Below are 18645 nucleotides of genomic sequence, written 5' to 3' on the forward strand. Positions count from 1 at the left end.
AAAACTATGTTAGATCGTATTAAAATCAAGGGCTACAAGTCAATCCGTGATCTGGATATAGATCTGGAAATGATCACATTGCTCATAGGAAGCAACGGCGTTGGAAAATCTAATTTCATTTCGTTCTTTAAATTGGTCAACAACATTTACGAGCAAAGACTTGAGCAATATTCTTTAAAACAAGGCATTGACAATCTTTTGTATTATGGTCGTAAAAATACAGATCTCATAGAGGGATATTTGAATTTCGGGAAAAACGCTTACCGTTTCAAATTAGAGCCTCAAGAAACTGGCTCTTTTTTCATAACTCAAGAAGATAGTATTTACCACAATGCACCTAACAATCATTCATTTTGGAATCAGAACACCAAAGAGAGCGGTATTAAAACTTCTAATAGCATACGGGATAGATATTTACGTGAACACTTAGAAACCTTTAAAATCTATCATTTTCACGATACCAGTCCAAGCGCCCCATTACGTACGCCGGCAAATATTAATGACAACAGAATATTGAAGGAAAACGGCGATAATCTTGCGGCCTATTTGTACTACCTACAGGAAAAGCACCCTAAAAGTTTTAAACGTATAGAGAAAACCATTGCCAGTATTGCCCCATTTTTTGAAAGATTTAATTTGGAACCAGACAGGCTAGACGAAACACGTATCAAATTGATATGGAACGAGGTCGATCAACCAGATACCTATTTTGATGCCAGCCATCTATCGGATGGTAGCTTACGCTTTATGGCGCTTACGACATTGTTACTACAGCCTGAATTACCACAAATCATAATCATTGATGAGCCTGAATTAGGCTTGCATCCAGTAGCGGTAAATAAACTCGCAGGGCTTATTAAAAGTGCCGCTGCAAAGGGTTGTCAAGTAATCGTTTCTACCCAATCGGTCAACCTCTTAAACAATTTTGAACCAAAGAACATTATTACGGTGGACAAGGTAGATAATCAATCCAGTTTTGACCGTTTGGACAATAATGACTTGGACAGATGGCTGGACGATTATTCTATGGGCGAATTGTGGACCAAAAGTATCATTAAAGGCCAGCCACAATGAGAAGAATAGTAATTATTGTAGAGGGCGATACAGAAGAGGCTTTTGTAAACACGATGCTGCAACCCTATTTTATACACAAAGGCATCGTTGTGAATTGTTTTAAAATCAAGCATACAAAAGGTGGATTGACTAAATATTCACACTTCAAAAAGGACATCATTAAAACGGTCTATGAAAACAACGTGGTAATATCCAGTCTCATAGATTTTTATGCCTTACCAAAAGATTTTCCTCGTTATGATGAAGCAACAGCCATTGTAAATAAGAGCGACAGATTGTTATTTCTTGAAAATGCCATACGTGAAGATATTGAGCAGACACAAGGAGGATCATTTGCAAACCTATTCCCTTACATCCAGCTGCATGAGTTTGAGGCATTAGTATTCTCATCCATCACAGGTATTCAAGCACTTTTTGAAGAAGATGAAGCAAATATCACACAAATACGAACGATCATTAATGGTCATAATTCGCCAGAAGATATCAATGATAGTCCAGAAACGGCACCGTCAAAACGCTTATTGAATCTGATAAGCGGTTATAATAAAATTGTGGACGGCGTATTAATCTTAGATGAAATAGGCCTTCCTGTAATTATTGAAAAATGTCCACGCTTTCACTGGTGGTTGAATGAATTAGAACGTAGAGCAAGTTTATGAAATTAGAATTTGAAGCATCCTTACCCTACCAAAACGAAGCGCGCAAAAGCGTGATCGATCTATTTGAAGGCCAGCCTAAAGAAGATGCTGCGGTAAATAACAATGTTTATCAAGGCACTCAACAGTCACTCATTGTAGGTGTGAGCAACAACCTCATTTTGTCTGAAGAGCAACTGCTTAAAAACCTAAAAGCTATACAAGAACGCAATGAGATAGAAGCCTCAAAAAAGCTGGACGGTATGAACTTTTCAATAGAGATGGAAACCGGTACAGGTAAAACCTATGTGTATCTGCGTACCATTTATGACCTCAACGAGCAGTATGGTTTTAAAAAGTTTGTCATTGTGGTACCATCGGTGGCCATACGTGAGGGTGTATTGAAAAACTTGGAAATAACGCACGACCACTTTCAGAACATCTATGAAAAGGAACCCATACATTTTCAGGTATATGAGAGCAAGAATGTAAGCAGTCTAAAGGGTTTTGCAAACGGTAATACGATTGAGATAATGGTTATGAATATTGACGCTTTCGCGAAAGATGACAATATTATAAATCAACCACACTATAAAACCAATGGGTTAAAACCAGTAGAGTACATCAAGAGCACAAACCCCATCGTGATTGTGGATGAACCACAAAATATGGAAACCGACAAACGTCGGGAAGCTATTGAAAATTTAAATCCATTGTGCACAATTCGCTATTCTGCAACGCATAGAAACATGTACAATCTCGTCTATAACTTAAATCCAGTAAAGGCTTATGACCTTGGTTTGGTAAAGCAGATTGAAGTAGATAGCGTGATGGAAGAAAATGCAGACAACGCGGCTTATGTAGCGGTCACATCCATTGTCGCAGCAAAAAGAGGTGTCTCAGCCAAAGTCGCTATAATGACCAATACAGACAATGGTGTTAAAAAGAAAACAGTCACGGTAAAAACAGGAAGCGATCTATACAAACTATCCAACAACCGTGAAATTTATAACGAAGGTTTCATTATAGAAGAGATTGATGCAGCCAATAATTGCATTTCATTATCGAACGGAAATATCATCTATAAAGGTGCGTCCCAAGGCGGTCTCAATGAGGAAGTGATGAAATTTCAGATGCGTAAGACGATTGAAGAACACCTTAAAAAAGAAAAGAAATTTCTCGATTTAAAAGATGAGGATGGAAACCCTGAAAAGATAAAAGTACTCTCATTATTCTTCATTGATAAAGTAGCGAACTACAGGAGTTATGATGCAAATAGTAATGCCCTCAAGGGAAAGTTTGCGTTGTGGTTTGAGGAAATTTATAAGGAGCTTGTCGCAAAAAACACATTCAAAGAATTAGATCGTTTTGATATCAATGATATTCATAACGGCTATTTCGCAAGCGACAAAAAAGGCAAATGGAAAGATACGGCAGACACCGCAAGATCAAAAGAAAGTGCTGATGCAGCAGACACCTACAACCTTATTATGAAGGATAAGGAGCGCTTACTGGATATAAAAAACCCATTGCGATTTATCTTTTCACATTCCGCTTTACGAGAAGGTTGGGATAATCCAAACGTGTTTCAAATCTGCACGTTGAATGAAACCAAATCTGAAATTAAGAAGCGACAGGAAATAGGCCGTGGTTTGCGATTGGCGGTCAATGATAGTGGTAAGAGGAATAAAGATAAAAATGTCAATAGGTTAACCGTAATTGCAAATGAGAGTTATGAAGATTTCGCGAAAGCACTACAAAAAGAAATAGAAGACGAGTGCGGTGTTTCCTTTTCTGGAAGAATCAAAAACAAAAGGGAACGAACCCCAATTGAGTACAGAAAAGGATTTGAAGCAGATCCCAAATTCTTGACACTTTGGGAAAAAATCAAGCAGCATACGACGTATCGTGTAGATTATAACACGGATAATTTAATAGAAAAAGCTGCTGAAGTATTGAAGGAGTTACCCGAAATTAAAGCACCTTCCATAAGATCAGTAAAAGTCGGTATTAAAATGGATGCTACTGGTGTAGATACAATGTATGCCAGTGAAGGCTTTCAAAGTTATGACCTGAAAAATTGGCTTATACCAGATGTTTACGAATACATCCAGGATAGAACAGACCTTACCAGATCCACAATAGCTGCCATTCTTAAAAAATCAGGTAGAATGAAAGAGATATTGATCAATCCTCAGCTTTTCCTAGACTTAAGCACACAGGCCATACGACGCACATTATATGAGCTAATGATCAAGGGTATTAAGTATGAAAAAATTGCTGGAAGCGAGTATGAAATGCGCCGTTTTGAAGCGCAAGAACTGGAGATTTACGTCAACGACTTTACCTATACAGTTACCGATGAGAGTAAAACTATTTATAAAGAGTATATCCCATTAGATTCCAAAGTAGAAAGCCAGTTTGCTGCAGATTGTGAATCCAGCGAGAATGTTCAATTCTATTTCAAATTACCTTCTTGGTTTAAAATCCCAACGCCTATAGGAACCTATAATCCAGATTGGGCAGTAATTTTACAAAATGACGCTAAAATATATTTTGTTGCAGAAACTAAGGATACAGGAACCAATGAAGTAGATGTAACAAAACTACACTTAGACGAGCAACTTAAAATAAGGTGTGGAAAGGCACATTTTAAAGAGCTGGACAATGTTGCCTATAAGGTCGTGCGAACTGTTGGGCAATTGAGAGGATAAGGAACCAAATTAATAAAATGTACCCTTCAAATAAATCAGAGCAATGGCCAATCCTATTTCATTTATTAAGCGAGTGCTATTAGGGTATAAGAAGCCAAAGTATAAGTTGATTCAAATGAACTGGAGCATGGTGCAAAAACTAGACTTCTCGCTAGCCACTAAAAATCCAGATGGAAGTACGTCTATTGAATTGACTAAACCACATCCATCGTTTATTAAATCCAAGTTCTCAAAACAACATTTGTCCGAAAATGAGGTTTTGGATTGGATTATTGGTAAAAAACATCTGTATATGCTAATAAACGAAATATTCTATGATTTGAATAGACCTATTTATTCAGCTTTAGAACTCAGAGAACCTTACGTAGATCCTAAATCAATACCTGGAGATCTTGATATGGTCTTATTTCAAAATCCAGACCATGCTATAGGTTTTGAATGTAAAGTAATCAAATTTGATCACGAAAAGCGATTGAATAATTTAGAAAATTCCAGTAGAGCTTTTAACAAACTAAAAGGTATCGATAAAGGCTGGAAACAATTGGATGGTTATAACAAGTTAGGGTTTCACAAGACGTATTTGTTATTGATAATCCTGGATGATCAAAGTTCTAATAAGGCCGAAGGCCAGATATCAAGAAGAATACATAACAAAATTGTAACGGATTTGGATTCACTTAATAAAGAAAGTCAATCAGGGATTTTAATCTACTACATCAGTCAAATTACTCCCTACGAGTTTAATGTACAAAACATAGTAAGACTTGAGAAATACAAAGAAGCGATACCTTCAGTTCAAAAAGAGAGTCTAACTACACTAATTATTGACCGTTTAAAGGATTTTGATAAATTAAGCTATTGATCAATCCCCCACCTCCGGCACTTGCCAGCTCATCATTCATTACCTCATTCCGCAAGCTGCATTCGTGCATTCATTCTTCACTAACAAGAGCCTACGGTTCCGCGCAGTACAGGTAGGTATTATTTTGGAACATGAGAGCATGTGCAGCAGTACCATAAGATCTTTACTCATTAAATAAGTTTATTGCAACTTAAGACCTACCAGTACTCTTTGCCTTTGCGCGCGCATTACATACGGTTTAGTCATGCTTCCAAACTTCAGTAATTCTAGGAGCATCCTGCAAGGCAGGTAATAAGGTGTGCTCCATTCATTCCATTTTGTTCCATAAAACATCCCTGCAAGGGGCACATTTAAGGTCTTGTCATCCTGAACTCGTTTCAGGATCTTCTAGTTGCTAGGAAGATCTAGGTTTCAATCCCCTTGCAAGGACCGCCGCCACTTCCAACGCGCCATCCAAAGAGCGCGGCTTGTTTTATTCCACACATTCCATTCATTACGCACTCGCGTCTACTGTTGCCCCTTTAAAACCCAGTTAGGTAACGCGCCAAAGGCACGAATGCATTTTAAAGGGTCAACCGCCGCTTATCGTTTTGCGAGCCTGCGTATCGCAAGGGCTTCCCGGGTGTCACATTTTTTGACAAGTCAATTCATCACTAACAATAGCAATAACGGTCGTCAGCCGTGCCGTGAAAAAACGGCACCACTTCCTCCCTAAAGAGTAAGAGCTGCTAGCCTTAAAAGAATAAGTAAGTCATCAAATTTTGAATTCCTCTAGGAATTCAAAACAAAAAGTCCCCTCTGGGGATTAGGGGCCAGCAGCACTTACCATTATAACAACATCAAAACACCCCTCAGCCGATCAAAAAACTGCGCCACCCTCGTGTAAACATAGCCGTGAGCACCCTCCAGCCTTAAAAAATTAACGTTGGCGTCAGCTCACGAAAATAAAAAGTCTTCTCTGGGGATTTAGGGGCATAGGGGCTTGGCTTCCAGGTGCCCACTCACGGCACCCTTGCTCATCTCGCAGGCGGCTCGCGCCTTTGGATTACCTGCTTAAAAGTATTCATAAATTGTAACAAACAAAATTGAATATTATGAGCCTTGACAAATATCATTTATCCAAAAAAGGGGAGAACTGGCAACTAAAAAAGGAAGGCAATCAGAGAGCAACAGAAACCTTTGAGGGTACAAAATCTGATGCAATTAAAGAGAGCTCTGCACATTTGAAAAAAGGAGAAGGAGCGTCCCTTAGAATTCATAAAACTGATGGTAAAATCCAGGAAGAACGTACTTATCCACGCTCTAAAGATCCGAAAAGCAGTAAAGGATAGAATAAAAAAAAGTAAACAAAGGTAGTCGGCTTCCCTCGGCCAGCGCTATGATGTAGTAAAGTTCAAGCCACAGGTTTTGAAAAAAATAGCACGCCAAAGGGCAGTTCTATTTTTTTCAAATGTTCATTCAAGCGTGCGATTTTTTCCAAAAAACTTGACAACATCGCCACGCCTTCAATCCTTTTGCTTTCTTTTTTTTGTTTTTCTTTTAAAAGTCATTTTAGTTGGGCTTGGCGGTCTGCCAAATCACCCTGCAAAGAAAAGACCTCAAGATTTCTCAGGAGGTCTTTATAATAAGTACGAATGTCAATTGTTTTTTCGCTTTCGCGAAAGCGATTTATTCCTTCCTCGCAATAGCCTGCTAGTAATCCTGTCTTTCAAATAAATCTTTAGTAGTAGTGAAACTAAAAAACTGATCACCGCTCCAATAACGGCCATCACCACCGAAGTGATCAAATCGTCAGTATCGAAAGACGGAAGAACAGCTGCGATAGCACCACCCAAAGTTCCTGCCTTGATCGATAGATACTTTACAGGCATAGCTAGTAAGTCTTGTCTTTCAAAAACTGTTTCCTAGTCGCTTCTTCTTCCTCTTTGGCCAGCCGATCGTTGAGGTCAGCTCCAAGATTTTTGGAGTTTTCTAAAGCTTTCTCGTCTGCGATCACTGCTTGACTAACGGCTGTGGCCACGGTACCGGCAACGGTCAGATAGGTCGCTATGGCGACCATGGTTGCGGGCAATGCAATTGGTGCAGCAATTACGGCACCGCCAGCGGTAGCGAGAGCGATTCCTATATTCCGCAGAATCCGAAAAAATCGCGGTGTAGGTTTGGAGTAACGTTCTATAATATTCATGATGTTAAGATGTTAGGATGTTATGATGAGTGTAACTTTTTGGTTGAGGTCATAAGTTTGATGACAGAGCGACAGCAACTTGGTTAATGCCGCTTTAGAGGACCAACCTTGACCAATTCCGATCAATTGAGAAACCGGAGCCAGACAGCCGCGCAGTTCCTTTTCTGCATTATTTGCAGGATGAATCAAAATCAAACTGCGGTTGTAGACGTCCGAAACGTGCAAATGATTCCCAAAACGTTTAGACACTCTCGGGATCACGTTATAACTACCTTCTGGAATACAAGAGATTTCCTTTTTGTTGTCTTTCCACGGCAGTTCAATCATAAAGCAGATCAGGACACCATTAATAAAAAGAGCACCATTGGTGCCCTTTTCAAAATAGCTTCGTTTCAGAAGAAGATCCATGTTATACGGTATCTACTGTGGCTACAGATAGCGCATTGTAAGCACCATTCTTAAGCGGATACATCTGTCCGTTCACTTCCTGGTAAAACTCGATCCCAACAACTTGAAGAATCGGTAGTTCAGAACCTGCAGGAAGGGCAACCGCAAGATTGATAGGAGCTGTGTCCGCACCATTGTAGGGAAGAATAGCAGTTTCCGCACTTTCAAAAGTGGAGGTCTCGTTAATAAAGTCCAGCTCTGCAGCACCAGTCGTTACCTTAAAGTGGGTCGTCCCACCAGGAGCCGCAATCCGAATCGTAGGTGAAAAAGCTGCCATGGTCAATCCCACATCTCCTGTATCACGATCTAATGTGGTTGCATAGGGAGCAAACAAGGTGGACCCTAGTTTCCCATTAAGGTTGAATTCAAAACCTTGAAGAACACTCATATCTCCATCCTGAACCGTTCTAAGTCCACGCTCATTAATTGCGTCGGTTTTGGTAACTGCCACCAGACTTTTTGTGAGTCGGCTAACGACTCGTTTGTCCTTTGCATTCTGCAAAAGCACTCGAATCGCATTGCGAATCACCTTGCCACCGTTTCCAGCACGTCCAAATTCAGATCCATTCTCTCGCGTTCTCTGGAACGCAGGATCATTTGCGATACGAGAAGCATCTACGCCACCTTTGGTGCGCGCCAGATGGCCATCGCCGCTTTTGTAGAAAGAAATATCTCCTAGAGTCCCTTTCAGTTTAATAATACCAGTTTGCCTAGCCATAATTCATTGATTTTTTTGATTACGGAACAAATCAAGTTAGATTTACTTAGAGAAATAAATAGCAACCTACATCCCAGCCGATTAGCACGATTTTTGCCAATTGTTCTTGTATTAATGAAGTATAGATTCCTTAGGGATAAAGTATGGATAGGGTATAACAATGAAGATTTTAAGAGCCTGCATATTTCCAAAAGACGTTCACTGCCTCACCGGCAGGAGCGAACGCTATGGCAGGAAGCTATTGAATGACATTAGAAAGCATTTTGATAAACAACCACACCAATTCATTACCGTAGAAGAATTCGCCGAATACAGTGGAATCAAGGAAGAAACAATCACGGAATATTTGCAACAGGTTTCATAGTATTTATGCCTATTTGCATAGGATTAGAACTCCCGAATTCTTATCTTTAAACAGTAGACGGAGTGACAAATAATACTATTTGATAGCACCTGTTTCGGTTAGCAATTCGGTTAGCACCAATTGTTTAGGCTTCTTAACAACCTCATTATCAATAGCGATAAGACAGACGTTCAAATCCTGTCATCCCGACAAATGAGGCTTACACAGTCTATCAAATCATAGCAAATGCTATGATTTACAAGGTTTTAGATAAAATGGTAGTTTAACCCATATCATCGAAAACCAACCGATTCGGTTAACAATTCGGTTAGCAAATTCAAAAAAGAAAAGTGCTAACTGGATAAGTTATAAAAACCTGTTGTTCAAATAGTTGATTTGACATTCGTCTAGAAGTAACTATAACTTTTAAGACGACAACCATGAAATCACGGTTAGTATTTAGTCTGCTATTTTGGCTGGAAACCTCCAGAGTTCAAAATGGAATGGCTCCAATTATCGCACGCATTACTGTAAATGGTAAGCGATCAAACATCAGTTTGCAAAGAAAAGTTGATGTTGCCCGGTGGAGCAAATCCAGATCTAAAGCCACCGGGAGTAGTCAAGAGTCCATAAAACTCAACCGATTCCTAGATCAGTTTCAAATTAATATCTACGAGACTTTCGACAAGTTAGTAAAAGAGAAGGCTCACATAAGCCCTCAATCCATCAAGTCAAGGTATTTAGGTCAAGATAGCCAAGAATATAGTTTATTGGATTTAGTTGAGTATCACAATGAAAAAATGATCATTTCACTTAAATAAGGCACTTCAAAAAATTACTGTACTTCTCATAAGTAGATCAAGCGGTTTTTCAATAGCAAAATGAAGATCGAGGACCTAAACTTAGAAAGTTAAATAAATACCAAAGCCTCACCACAGCAAAACCAGCAATAAGCATAAAGCGTTTGTTTGCATAGATAACCTTAAAACAAACAACAATGAATTTCAAGAACCTAGTAAGAATAAGTATGCTTGGAGCGGCAATCACCCTCGTTTCCTGCGGACCAACAAAAAGTATGGAAGGTGACAAGATGATGAATGATGAGAAAACCGTAATGGTAGGTGGTGCAGCAATGTATCCTTCTAAAAACATTGTGGAGAACGCTGTAAATTCTAAAGACCACACGACACTAGTCGCAGCAGTTAAGGCGGCAGACTTGGTGAGCACCTTACAAGGTGAAGGTCCCTTTACCGTTTTTGCTCCTACAAATGCAGCTTTTGAAAAACTTCCAGCAGGCACAGTAGAGACTTTGCTAAAGCCAGAGAACAAAACAGCACTTCAAGGCGTATTGACGTACCATGTCGTGGCAGGTAATTTCAGTGCAAAAAACATTATTGATGCGATCAATAAAAATAATGGTTCTTTTACAGTTACTACAGTCAACGGCCAAAAACTCACGGCCAGCTTAAAAGGCGGTAAAGTGATCTTAACAGATGCTAAGGGTGGTACATCCACAGTTACTATTGCAGACGTTAACCAGTCCAACGGAGTCATACACGTGGTAGATACCGTACTACTTCCTGCATAATGTAGTTTAGTTTTTATGTTGAAGAGCTGTCTTGTAAAAGGCAGCTTTTTTTATGAAGTTATTTGTCACTTCAAACCTTAACCTCCTGTTCAAAATCCAATGAAAACTTTTTGGGCGACAAGAACAGTTGTAAAACCTGTATTAAAGAATTTGATAAAAAAAATTTAGCTAATTCCGTAGGAGTTAAAAGTTCAATATGTAATAGGATAGGAAGAGAAACAAACTATATCTTAGGACCACGAGTTAAGAATGAAAACAAAGAAATTGAAAACAAAAAATAAGCACAACAAAACCTAAGAAAATATTGGGCAGATAAGGTTTTCAGAAAGGTTTGTTCACTTACCAAATTTCTGTTTCAGTGGACAGGTGCTCAATTCTAAAGCCTTACGTTTCCTAGCCGGAACGTTGGAAGTAACATAAACAAAACGAATAAAATTCAAATTTAAACACTCTTGAAAGATTGTAAAACAAATGAATTACATCGTTGAAAATGAAAAGTTGACCCTACAACATATTCCAGGAAATGGAGCTTGGACTTATCAATTGATAATTCCCAATACAAAAAAATATCAAAGGAAAATGGGGAGATTTAAAAGTTTCAGGGACAATAGATGGTTATGAAATAAAGGGTAAGAATTTGGGACCAGTAAAAAATTCTGACAAAAAAATGTCCGTTAATTCAGAAATTAGAAACGCGATAAATAAAGATGGAGGGGATACCGTAATTGTGACATTATATCTAGAAAATCAAACCGGAACGAATGATAATTCTGAAATTTTGGAATGCTTTAAGGATGCACAAGTATTGCAAATTTTTAAACGACTGGACAAAATGGAACAGACAGAGATTCTAAATGAAATCTGGACTGTTGCAACGGACGACCAAAAAGCGGAAAAAATAATCAAGGCCATTGACAATCTTGAAAGTAAACGAAGATAAGGAAGTGGGAAAATACCAGCGCCCACAATGTATAACCCTTCGTAGCGTGCTTTTGCAACGCGTCTCTTCTTCCAAAAAAAAGGTAAGCAATTATATGCTGCGCCAGCATTTGAAATGCGGTTTTTTAATAGCATGTTTTGATGAATAAATTTCTTCATTTGAAGAGGGCAAGGTGCACCTTATCAATAAGTACACGTATCATTCACTAACTTAAAAACCTTGAAAATTCTAAAGTTTTCGTACGACCAAAGAATCAAACGAATACTGAAATCAAAGCTCTATGAATAACAAAAACGAAGATAGGTTACAGTCGGCCCGCGATGGTTGGAGCAATAGAGGTAGTAGAAGACCTCCTTTTGCTGTTGAGCCCAAGGAAGGTCAGCGTTCTGTTTGGGACTTTCCACGTCCGCCTGTGATTGAAAAAGTGACTAAAAAGGTTCTTGTCAAATATCAAGGCAAAACAATTGTAGATACCCAGAAGGCCTTAGCAGTGTTAGAAACAGCAAGCCCGCCTACCTATTACATCCCACAGGAGGATGTCCAGCTGGATTTGCTAGAACCAATACTCGGGAAAAGCTCCTTTTGCGAGTGGAAGGGTAAAGCAACCTACTTGGTATTAAAGGAGAAAAAGAACCAACCTGTCGCTTGGTCTTATGCAAATCCGTTTGAAGAATTTGAAGAGTTAAAAGGCTACTTAGCGTTCTACCCACAACACCTGGAATGTTTTGTAGGTGAATATCCAGTAAAAGCCCAACCAGGCGAGTTTTATGCGGGCTGGATCACACCTGACTTGACTGGACCTTTTAAAGGAGACAGCGGGACAGGCCACTGGTAATGAGATACTGATATCAAACCCTTCAGCCATTTTTTTGATAACTCCACTTATCATTTTCCTTACACGATCATTCTGCTGCCCATTTAAGGTCTCCTTATAAGGACCGCTAGAGAAGTTTTATGTAGTGGAGAAACCCTGCTAATTTGAGGCTTTCACATTTCGTGAATGGCGGTAATAAAGAAAGGCTTGTGTTGCGAATAGTTGTCCAAACCAAACATGGTAATATGATGTAAAGTTAACCACATGGTAATTTAATAATTCCAAAGCTGATGCACATTTACAGCAAAAAATGGAATTATTTATTTTAGTATTTGCGGCTTTATTTTCAGTCATCAACCCGCTGGGAACTCTTCCTATTTTTGTTGGTCTAACACAAGAACATTCTAGCAGTGAGCGTTCAAAAATTTCGTTATTCACCGCCATTAATGTTTTAATCATTCTGATCATAGCCTTCTTTGTAGGCAGATACATCCTACACTTTTTTGGAATAGGCATTGACTCGTTAAGGATTGCGGGAGGATTGATTATAACTACTTCGGGCTTTGCTCTGCTAACCGGATCATTTTCTAAACATAAGGGAATGGATAAGCAGCGCGTAAAGGACGATGCCTACCAACGGGATGCGATCTCATTAACGCCTCTTGCCATTCCAATGCTCGCGGGACCTGGTTCTATTTCCTTATTGATAGGATTGTATGAACAATACGGTTTATGGATGCAAAAACTTACCGTTATAGCGGCCATCATTGCTGTATGTGTGGCGACCTTTTTAATGCTTCGCTGTTCGCACTATATCGTAAAGTTTTTAGGAGCTTCTGGTATCAATGCAATCTCAAGAATCATTGGCTTTATCGTTATTGCCATTGGTATTGAATATATAAGCTCATCAGCAATAGCTCTTATGCGGCAAATCTAATTTTAGAAAGTAAGCAATATTTAAAGTTTTTCTACCCTCGTGTTGAGCGTTTATAACATCTGCAATGATGGGCTAAAAAAGAAGCGATGATCTTGAGACAGCATGTAAGCAACAGTTTTAATGGTGTTGAAACAGCTCATTTCAATTGGTTGATAAGAACCTAAATTCAAGCAATGTTTATGCGATAAGTTGAATAGAATCCCGCTTTCGCGAAAGCGAAACAAACATAAATTAAAGAACTCCAATAAGAGCTTTTAAATAAGACAGACTTCTTACCAGACTACTTGTCTTTTCGATGAAACCTAACCTTTTTTATACGTTCACCATTTAGTAATAACGCATCTTCATGAAATTTTAAACTATAGGAATTGACCAGTATTTTGGTACTGGATACCAACAAACCTTTTGTGTTCTTGTCCGATCGATAGCTAATCTCGTAATTCGCACCTTCAAGATGTTTCATAGAGATATTAGAGTCTGTTTCTGAGTTGTAATAAGTACCATCGATTTTTTTAAAATCAAAGTCGTTTTCCAGATCATTTACTTTGGTCAGAGAATAAGGTGCGTGGGTTGTATAATAGGCTGTGACTTGCATACCACCTTTAGAATTGGTGGTAAATTCCTGCTTGAAGGCTGGGTCGTATTTCTGGTGAAATATATTATCGGCTTCCCGCTCTAGTTCTACATCATTCCTTCCATCTCTTTTATGGAAAATCTTGTCGTCTCCTTTCTCAAAGGTGAAGGCAAAATTGCTATCAGTTTAATAAGTGCCTAAGAGGTTGTTTTCGCCAATGTAATTCCCAATTGCAGAAGGCTCGGTAACAAGAAAAGTTTCGGTAGAGGGCAGGTTAAACAGGACATCTGCCATTTGCCGTGTCTTACTGGAGGGTATGGACTTTCCAGTGTTTGTTAAGGTTATCATGGATACTGCTTCTTTAGGAAATCGGATCAAAGTTGCTTTCCAGGCACCTGTGGCGCCTTCATGAAAAAGGTTTTCGAGATCTTTATACTTTCCAAATTCTAGCCCGTAACCATAGTTTTTGAACTGAAAATCCTTAATGGTTTCTTGACTTTCTGCGATGATGTTTTTTTTGAATTTCGTCTCGCCACTCCACATACACGAAATTCCAATTTTTGAATGGCTTACTTTACTAACTCTTGGGTTATTATTTCGTGTTCTAATATGTATCTATTGAATCTACCCATTGATTGGAAAAAACATGGTTAAATGAAAATGATTGTCTTTTTCAATCTCTAAGGTTCCTTTTAACTGTTTGTTCATCATGGACACGATTTTCATTCCCATGGTATTCGCTTTGGTACTTTCTATTTTGAAATTACCGTTGTCAAAATATTCAAAAACATACCTATTTTCCTTTTTATGAAAACGTATGGTAATTATGGGATTTTCAATTTTTTCAAATGCATGTTTGTTAGAGTTACTGATCAACTCGTTGAATAAAATGGAAAAAGGAGTGATCTGATCAATACTCATAATTGAAGAGTCGATATCGACGTCATATTCAATATCAAATAAAAATAATTTTTTATAATAGGAAATTATACGCTCTACGTTTTCTTTTACTACCACGTTGTTTTCATTTTCAGTGTTGTAGAGCAGATCGTGAATGCCAGCTATGGACTCTATCCTTCCTTGGCTATTTTCTAAGACACTTTTTAGAAACTCATCGTCGCTATCAGCCATTTGCATTTCTAAAAAACCTGAAATGATTTGCAGATTATTTTTGATCCTGTGATGTATTTCTAACATCATATTATTTTTCACGCTGGCTTCATTTAATGCTATTTCATTTTTTGCAAATAAGCGTTGTTTAATTTGGTATTGATGGAACAAATAGACCAAAATACCTATGACCGCAAGCAATAATAAAATAATGAACCACCAGGTTTTATAAAATACCTGTTCAGAGATTACAGTGAGTTCTAAAGTTTCTCCTAATTTGTTATTAGAAGTGTCTAAGGCTTCAATTTGTAAAGTGTACCTGCCAGGTGCAAGGTTTGCATACAACAATTCCTTACCAGGATAAGTTGCGTACCACTCTGATTCAATTTCTTCACTGAGTAACCTAAATCGATAATTTACATTTTCAGGATTCAAGCTTTCAAAAACTGATGTATGGACAGAAAACCTTCTGTATTCTGATGGTAGAACGATCTCTTCAGTGGTTTTCAAAAATTGAGGCGAAGTATGCATTTCCCATCTATCTTCTTCACTATTAAAAAATGATATGGAGCTAAACTTTGGTTGCACATCAATACTGTTGTTCTTGCTCAAATTTCTCAGATTGAAAAAACTAAGTCCTTTCGAACTACCCATAAAAATATTCCCTTGTGAATCTTTATAAGAGCTGTGCTGGTTCCCTTTTAGTTCGTAAAGTCCTTCTTTTAAACCATACCTCACTATTTTTTTGGTAGATAGGTTAAATGAGACAATACCAGCATGCGTATTAAGCCATAAATTATAATTGTCATCTTCGACCATGCCTACAATAGCGGCATTGAACTGATCGTCATAAATAAAGTCCAGTTTTTTCGTGGTAGTATTAAACCTATAGAGTTCACCTAATTTTGTAGATACTAATACACCGTAACTATCTGAATAGTGGATGGATAGCAAGTTTTCAGCAGCCGCATTTTCAAAGCTATATATTTTGACGATACCATTTATATATTCAAAAAGACCTAGTGATGTAGTGGCATATAGGGTTTTGCCATCAGTGGCAAATTCTTTTACCTGTAAATTCCCGGTATTTGGAATTTTAGCGTATTTGTTTTCATTATTACTGTATTTATAAATAACACCGCCTTGACCGGTCGTAAAAATCGTATCCTTAATTCTGATCATTTCCTCTGCAGGAATGTTCAGCGTTTGATTTTTTATAATCTCAAAACTTGAATTTAGGGTGTATAAATTATTTTGGTTCCCTGTTATGATCTTGTCTTTTTCAATAAAAATATCGCTAGCCTGATTGATGGAGATTTTTTTTCCATTAGATGAAACATCTACTTTTTGAGCTGTATCAGATGCTACATCTATCACATAAAACCCTTCATTCACGGTGGAGACCATATAGGTACTGTCAGGAAGCTGTTGGACAGCTCTCACACTTTTACCCTTAAGAAACGTTTTAAACCTAGTGTTGTTAAAAATATAGACTGATAACTTTTCGCCATCGAGTACGACCAGATCTTGTCCTAATTTTCTATAGGCAATTTTAGAGAAATTCTTAAAGTCAATTGTTGCTAGGACTTCAGGTTTAAGATCATTAAAATCGTAAAGTTTAAACTCACTATAGTCGCCTACTTTTTTGATTGTATACGCTTTGGTAAAATCGGCATTAAAAATAAGGTCGCGATTTAATTGATTATACTCATCTGTTTTTGGCACTTCACTAAACTTCCCGCTTTGGTATTTAAAAACATTTTCATAACCCTCTAGATAATAGAAATCTTGACCGTTGACTTTCAAGAATTTTTGAATCTCATTGGGATAAATAGTCTTTCCATCCTTACTGATAAAATCACCTTCCGACAGTATTTTTATCAATTTACCCTGAGAATCCAGCAGTAAAAACTCTTCGTTGACTACTAATTTTACGATGGAGAATTGATCTGTAGAAACAACATTAGAAAGAAAAGGTCGTTCAACAGGCTGGTCAATAGCTATGGAGTCTATGAACTTCAGCTGTAGGTGATCAATTGCCGCACTGTATAATTTATTTTTTGAGGTAATCAACAACCTTGTTGTATCACCCACCTGATATTCTTTAGAAACGATAAATTCCTTTTTCAAGGTATTATAAGCGTTCACAGGTGAGAATTTCAAAGTCTGAGTATCTATATGAAAGAGCTGTGCTTTGGAGTCTTTATAGAATAATTTTAGATACAGCCCTTTCTCATGCTTAAAAAAAAGGCCATCTTTAATTTCTTTATCTGACGTATTTGGAATTTTTAAAGTAAAAAAATTAGCGCCGTCAAACCGCTGGATAACAATCTCTTTATCGCTAAAAAGGTAAGGGTTAGAGTCTCTGCTTTCTCCTAGAATCCAAAGCCACCCGTCACTATCATATTTGGCATCAAAGGGTTTAGATATTAAATATCCCTCTCTAGAGGTAAAATTGTTTGAACTTAATAGTTTGGAACCTTCCTGCTGGGCAAATAATGTGGAACTATATAAAAATAGAAGAAAGAATAAGTGTTTCAAAAAAACAGTTTTATGAGTTCCAAAAAAGCCAAATGTAAAAAACATCATTCAACTTATAACTAGTCACTTCTCATTGGTTAAATGAATTTTGCAAAAAAGGTCTATTAATCTATATGTCTATTATTTACCCTTATTTCGCTTTCGCGAAAGCGAAATCATCAACTAGGATCTAGGTAGAATTATCTGCAACCTACACCAGCCCTATATCTTTAGAATGTTTCATAGCAACAGAGCTATTCTTGAAATAACATACCGGAACGCCATTTTGTTCTACTATACGCAATGTGTCACTCACTTGGCTTTTAGGATCAGTGCTGACTTGTCTTATGTAAACTGCTAACAGTTGGTTTGGAAAATGCTCTGCGATATAAGTGTAAATAAATGGATCCTGTTGGGTGTCATCACCTAGCAGGATGAACTGGCGTTCAGGATAAAAATTGAGGATAAATTCAATGCGATCTTGCTTATGTTGGTGATTCCCGCCGCCAGAAGACAGTAAGTCAAATATCCCACTTTTGATAGTTTTTAAAAATAAGACGGCTTTAGGAAAACCGTGGAGAATTGTAAACTTCTCTATAAAATTGTACAAGTTCCACTCACTGCTGGATACATAAAAAAACAATGCGGGTTGCGATACTGGCCGTTCTACTTGCGCCAGCAATTGGTAATGCTTTAAAACACCTACAAAAAATTTACGCCTGTTGATATTGCGTGTAAGTAATATATAGATTTTCCTTAAAATACTGGAGGAGTGCGAGATCAAAAACGTATCGTCTATGTCAGATATGATGCCGGGTCCTGGTGCTGCTTTAACTAATTCGCCTGTTGCTTCAATTGATTTGTTGAAATGATTGAGGCTTACTGTAAACCCATGCCATCCATCAGGAATATCTAAATCATGTGAAAGCTCAAATTTGAAAAAGCCATTTTCATTTGAAACAGCTGTGGACTCTAGACCTTTAAATTGAAGAGTGAGGTCAATGTTTTCAATAGTTTTAATACTGAATGTACGCCACATGTAATAGATGCTTTTGAACCAACCGCTTTCTACACTATAGTAAGATGGGTCGTTTTTTTTGAAAACATGGCCACTTATATAAAGCTTTTTATCACTTGCAAAACCTCGATAAATTTTAAGTTTTAATTTCATCCACTTTTGAACC

17 protein-coding genes are annotated in these 18645 nt (G+C 37.8%); 10 read left to right on the forward strand and 7 right to left on the reverse strand.

The annotated features are described in order from the left end of the window. Positions 1-6: 6 nt before the first annotated feature. From NMS_RS10125 to NMS_RS10145, 5 genes are all read left to right on the forward strand, one after another. Positions 7-1074, forward strand: coding sequence for an AAA family ATPase (locus tag NMS_RS10125; protein ID WP_041497655.1), 1068 nt, complete (start codon positions 7-9; stop codon positions 1072-1074). After that, on the forward strand, positions 1071-1733 hold the full coding sequence (locus NMS_RS10130; RefSeq protein ID WP_041496601.1) for a DUF4276 family protein: 663 nt from the start codon (positions 1071-1073) through the stop codon (positions 1731-1733). The genes NMS_RS10125 and NMS_RS10130 overlap by 4 nt, the downstream gene beginning before the upstream one ends. Continuing rightward, positions 1730-4423 (forward strand): restriction endonuclease, encoded by a 2694-nt coding sequence (locus NMS_RS10135; protein ID WP_041496602.1) that lies wholly within the window; start codon positions 1730-1732, stop codon positions 4421-4423. Before NMS_RS10130 ends, NMS_RS10135 begins: the two co-directional genes overlap by 4 nt. 43 nt (positions 4424-4466) lie before the next feature. After that, on the forward strand, positions 4467-5285 hold the full coding sequence (locus tag NMS_RS10140; protein ID WP_041496603.1) for a hypothetical protein: 819 nt from the start codon (positions 4467-4469) through the stop codon (positions 5283-5285). A gap of 1094 nt (positions 5286-6379) precedes the next feature. Continuing rightward, entirely contained in the window at positions 6380-6616 is a 237-nt protein-coding gene (locus tag NMS_RS10145) for a DUF2188 domain-containing protein (RefSeq protein WP_041496604.1), read from the forward strand. Positions 6617-6922: 306 nt separating this feature from the next. Here NMS_RS10145 and NMS_RS10150 read toward each other — a convergent pair whose 3' ends face one another. Genes NMS_RS10150 through NMS_RS10165 form a run of 4 tightly spaced genes read right to left on the reverse strand, consistent with a single transcriptional unit; the run spans position 6923 to position 8635 of the window. After that, positions 6923-7156: a hypothetical protein gene (locus NMS_RS10150; protein WP_041496605.1), complete on the reverse strand. Its 234-nt coding sequence runs from the start codon at positions 7154-7156 to the stop codon at positions 6923-6925. Between the two features lie 2 nt (positions 7157-7158). After that, complete coding sequence (locus NMS_RS10155; protein ID WP_084217689.1) at positions 7159-7470, reverse strand: hypothetical protein; 312 nt, start codon at positions 7468-7470, stop codon at positions 7159-7161. Between the two features lie 12 nt (positions 7471-7482). Continuing rightward, a complete protein-coding gene (locus NMS_RS10160; protein WP_041496606.1) occupies positions 7483-7878 on the reverse strand; it encodes a DUF5675 family protein in 396 nt (131 codons plus the stop codon). Position 7879: 1 nt separating this feature from the next. Further along, positions 7880-8635, reverse strand: a complete 756-nt coding sequence (locus tag NMS_RS10165; RefSeq protein WP_041496607.1) for a hypothetical protein — start codon at positions 8633-8635, stop codon at positions 7880-7882. Between the two features lie 783 nt (positions 8636-9418). Between NMS_RS10165 and NMS_RS10170 the strand changes: the two genes are divergently transcribed. From NMS_RS10170 to NMS_RS10195, 5 genes are all read left to right on the forward strand, one after another. Then, complete coding sequence (locus NMS_RS10170) at positions 9419-9799, forward strand: Arm DNA-binding domain-containing protein (protein WP_052476901.1); 381 nt, start codon at positions 9419-9421, stop codon at positions 9797-9799. A gap of 254 nt (positions 9800-10053) precedes the next feature. After that, positions 10054-10566: a fasciclin domain-containing protein gene (locus NMS_RS10175; RefSeq protein WP_231862411.1), complete on the forward strand. Its 513-nt coding sequence runs from the start codon at positions 10054-10056 to the stop codon at positions 10564-10566. Between the two features lie 568 nt (positions 10567-11134). Beyond that, complete coding sequence (locus NMS_RS13645) at positions 11135-11506, forward strand: DUF1905 domain-containing protein (protein ID WP_394330694.1); 372 nt, start codon at positions 11135-11137, stop codon at positions 11504-11506. 280 nt (positions 11507-11786) lie between these two features. Beyond that, complete coding sequence (locus tag NMS_RS10190) at positions 11787-12341, forward strand: DUF427 domain-containing protein (RefSeq protein WP_070097872.1); 555 nt, start codon at positions 11787-11789, stop codon at positions 12339-12341. 289 nt (positions 12342-12630) lie between these two features. Next, complete coding sequence (locus NMS_RS10195) at positions 12631-13257, forward strand: MarC family protein (RefSeq protein WP_041496610.1); 627 nt, start codon at positions 12631-12633, stop codon at positions 13255-13257. Positions 13258-14017: 760 nt separating this feature from the next. Here the strand turns inward: NMS_RS10195 and NMS_RS10205 are convergent. The 3 genes from NMS_RS10205 to NMS_RS10215 all read right to left on the reverse strand — a co-directional run bounded on the left by NMS_RS10205 (position 14018) and on the right by NMS_RS10215 (position 18632). Then, positions 14018-14374 carry a hypothetical protein gene (locus NMS_RS10205; RefSeq protein ID WP_041496612.1) on the reverse strand — a complete coding sequence of 119 codons (357 nt, stop codon included), beginning with the start codon at positions 14372-14374 and terminating at the stop codon, positions 14018-14020. Between the two features lie 81 nt (positions 14375-14455). Beyond that, on the reverse strand, positions 14456-17482 hold the full coding sequence (locus NMS_RS10210) for a histidine kinase dimerization/phosphoacceptor domain -containing protein (RefSeq protein ID WP_158448995.1): 3027 nt from the start codon (positions 17480-17482) through the stop codon (positions 14456-14458). 190 nt (positions 17483-17672) lie between these two features. After that, a complete protein-coding gene (locus tag NMS_RS10215) occupies positions 17673-18632 on the reverse strand; it encodes an App1 family protein (RefSeq protein ID WP_041496614.1) in 960 nt (319 codons plus the stop codon). Between the last annotated feature and the right edge of the window lie 13 nt (positions 18633-18645).

Source organism: Nonlabens marinus S1-08, from assembly GCF_000831385.1.
Classification (GTDB): Bacteria; Bacteroidota; Bacteroidia; order Flavobacteriales; family Flavobacteriaceae; genus Nonlabens; species Nonlabens marinus.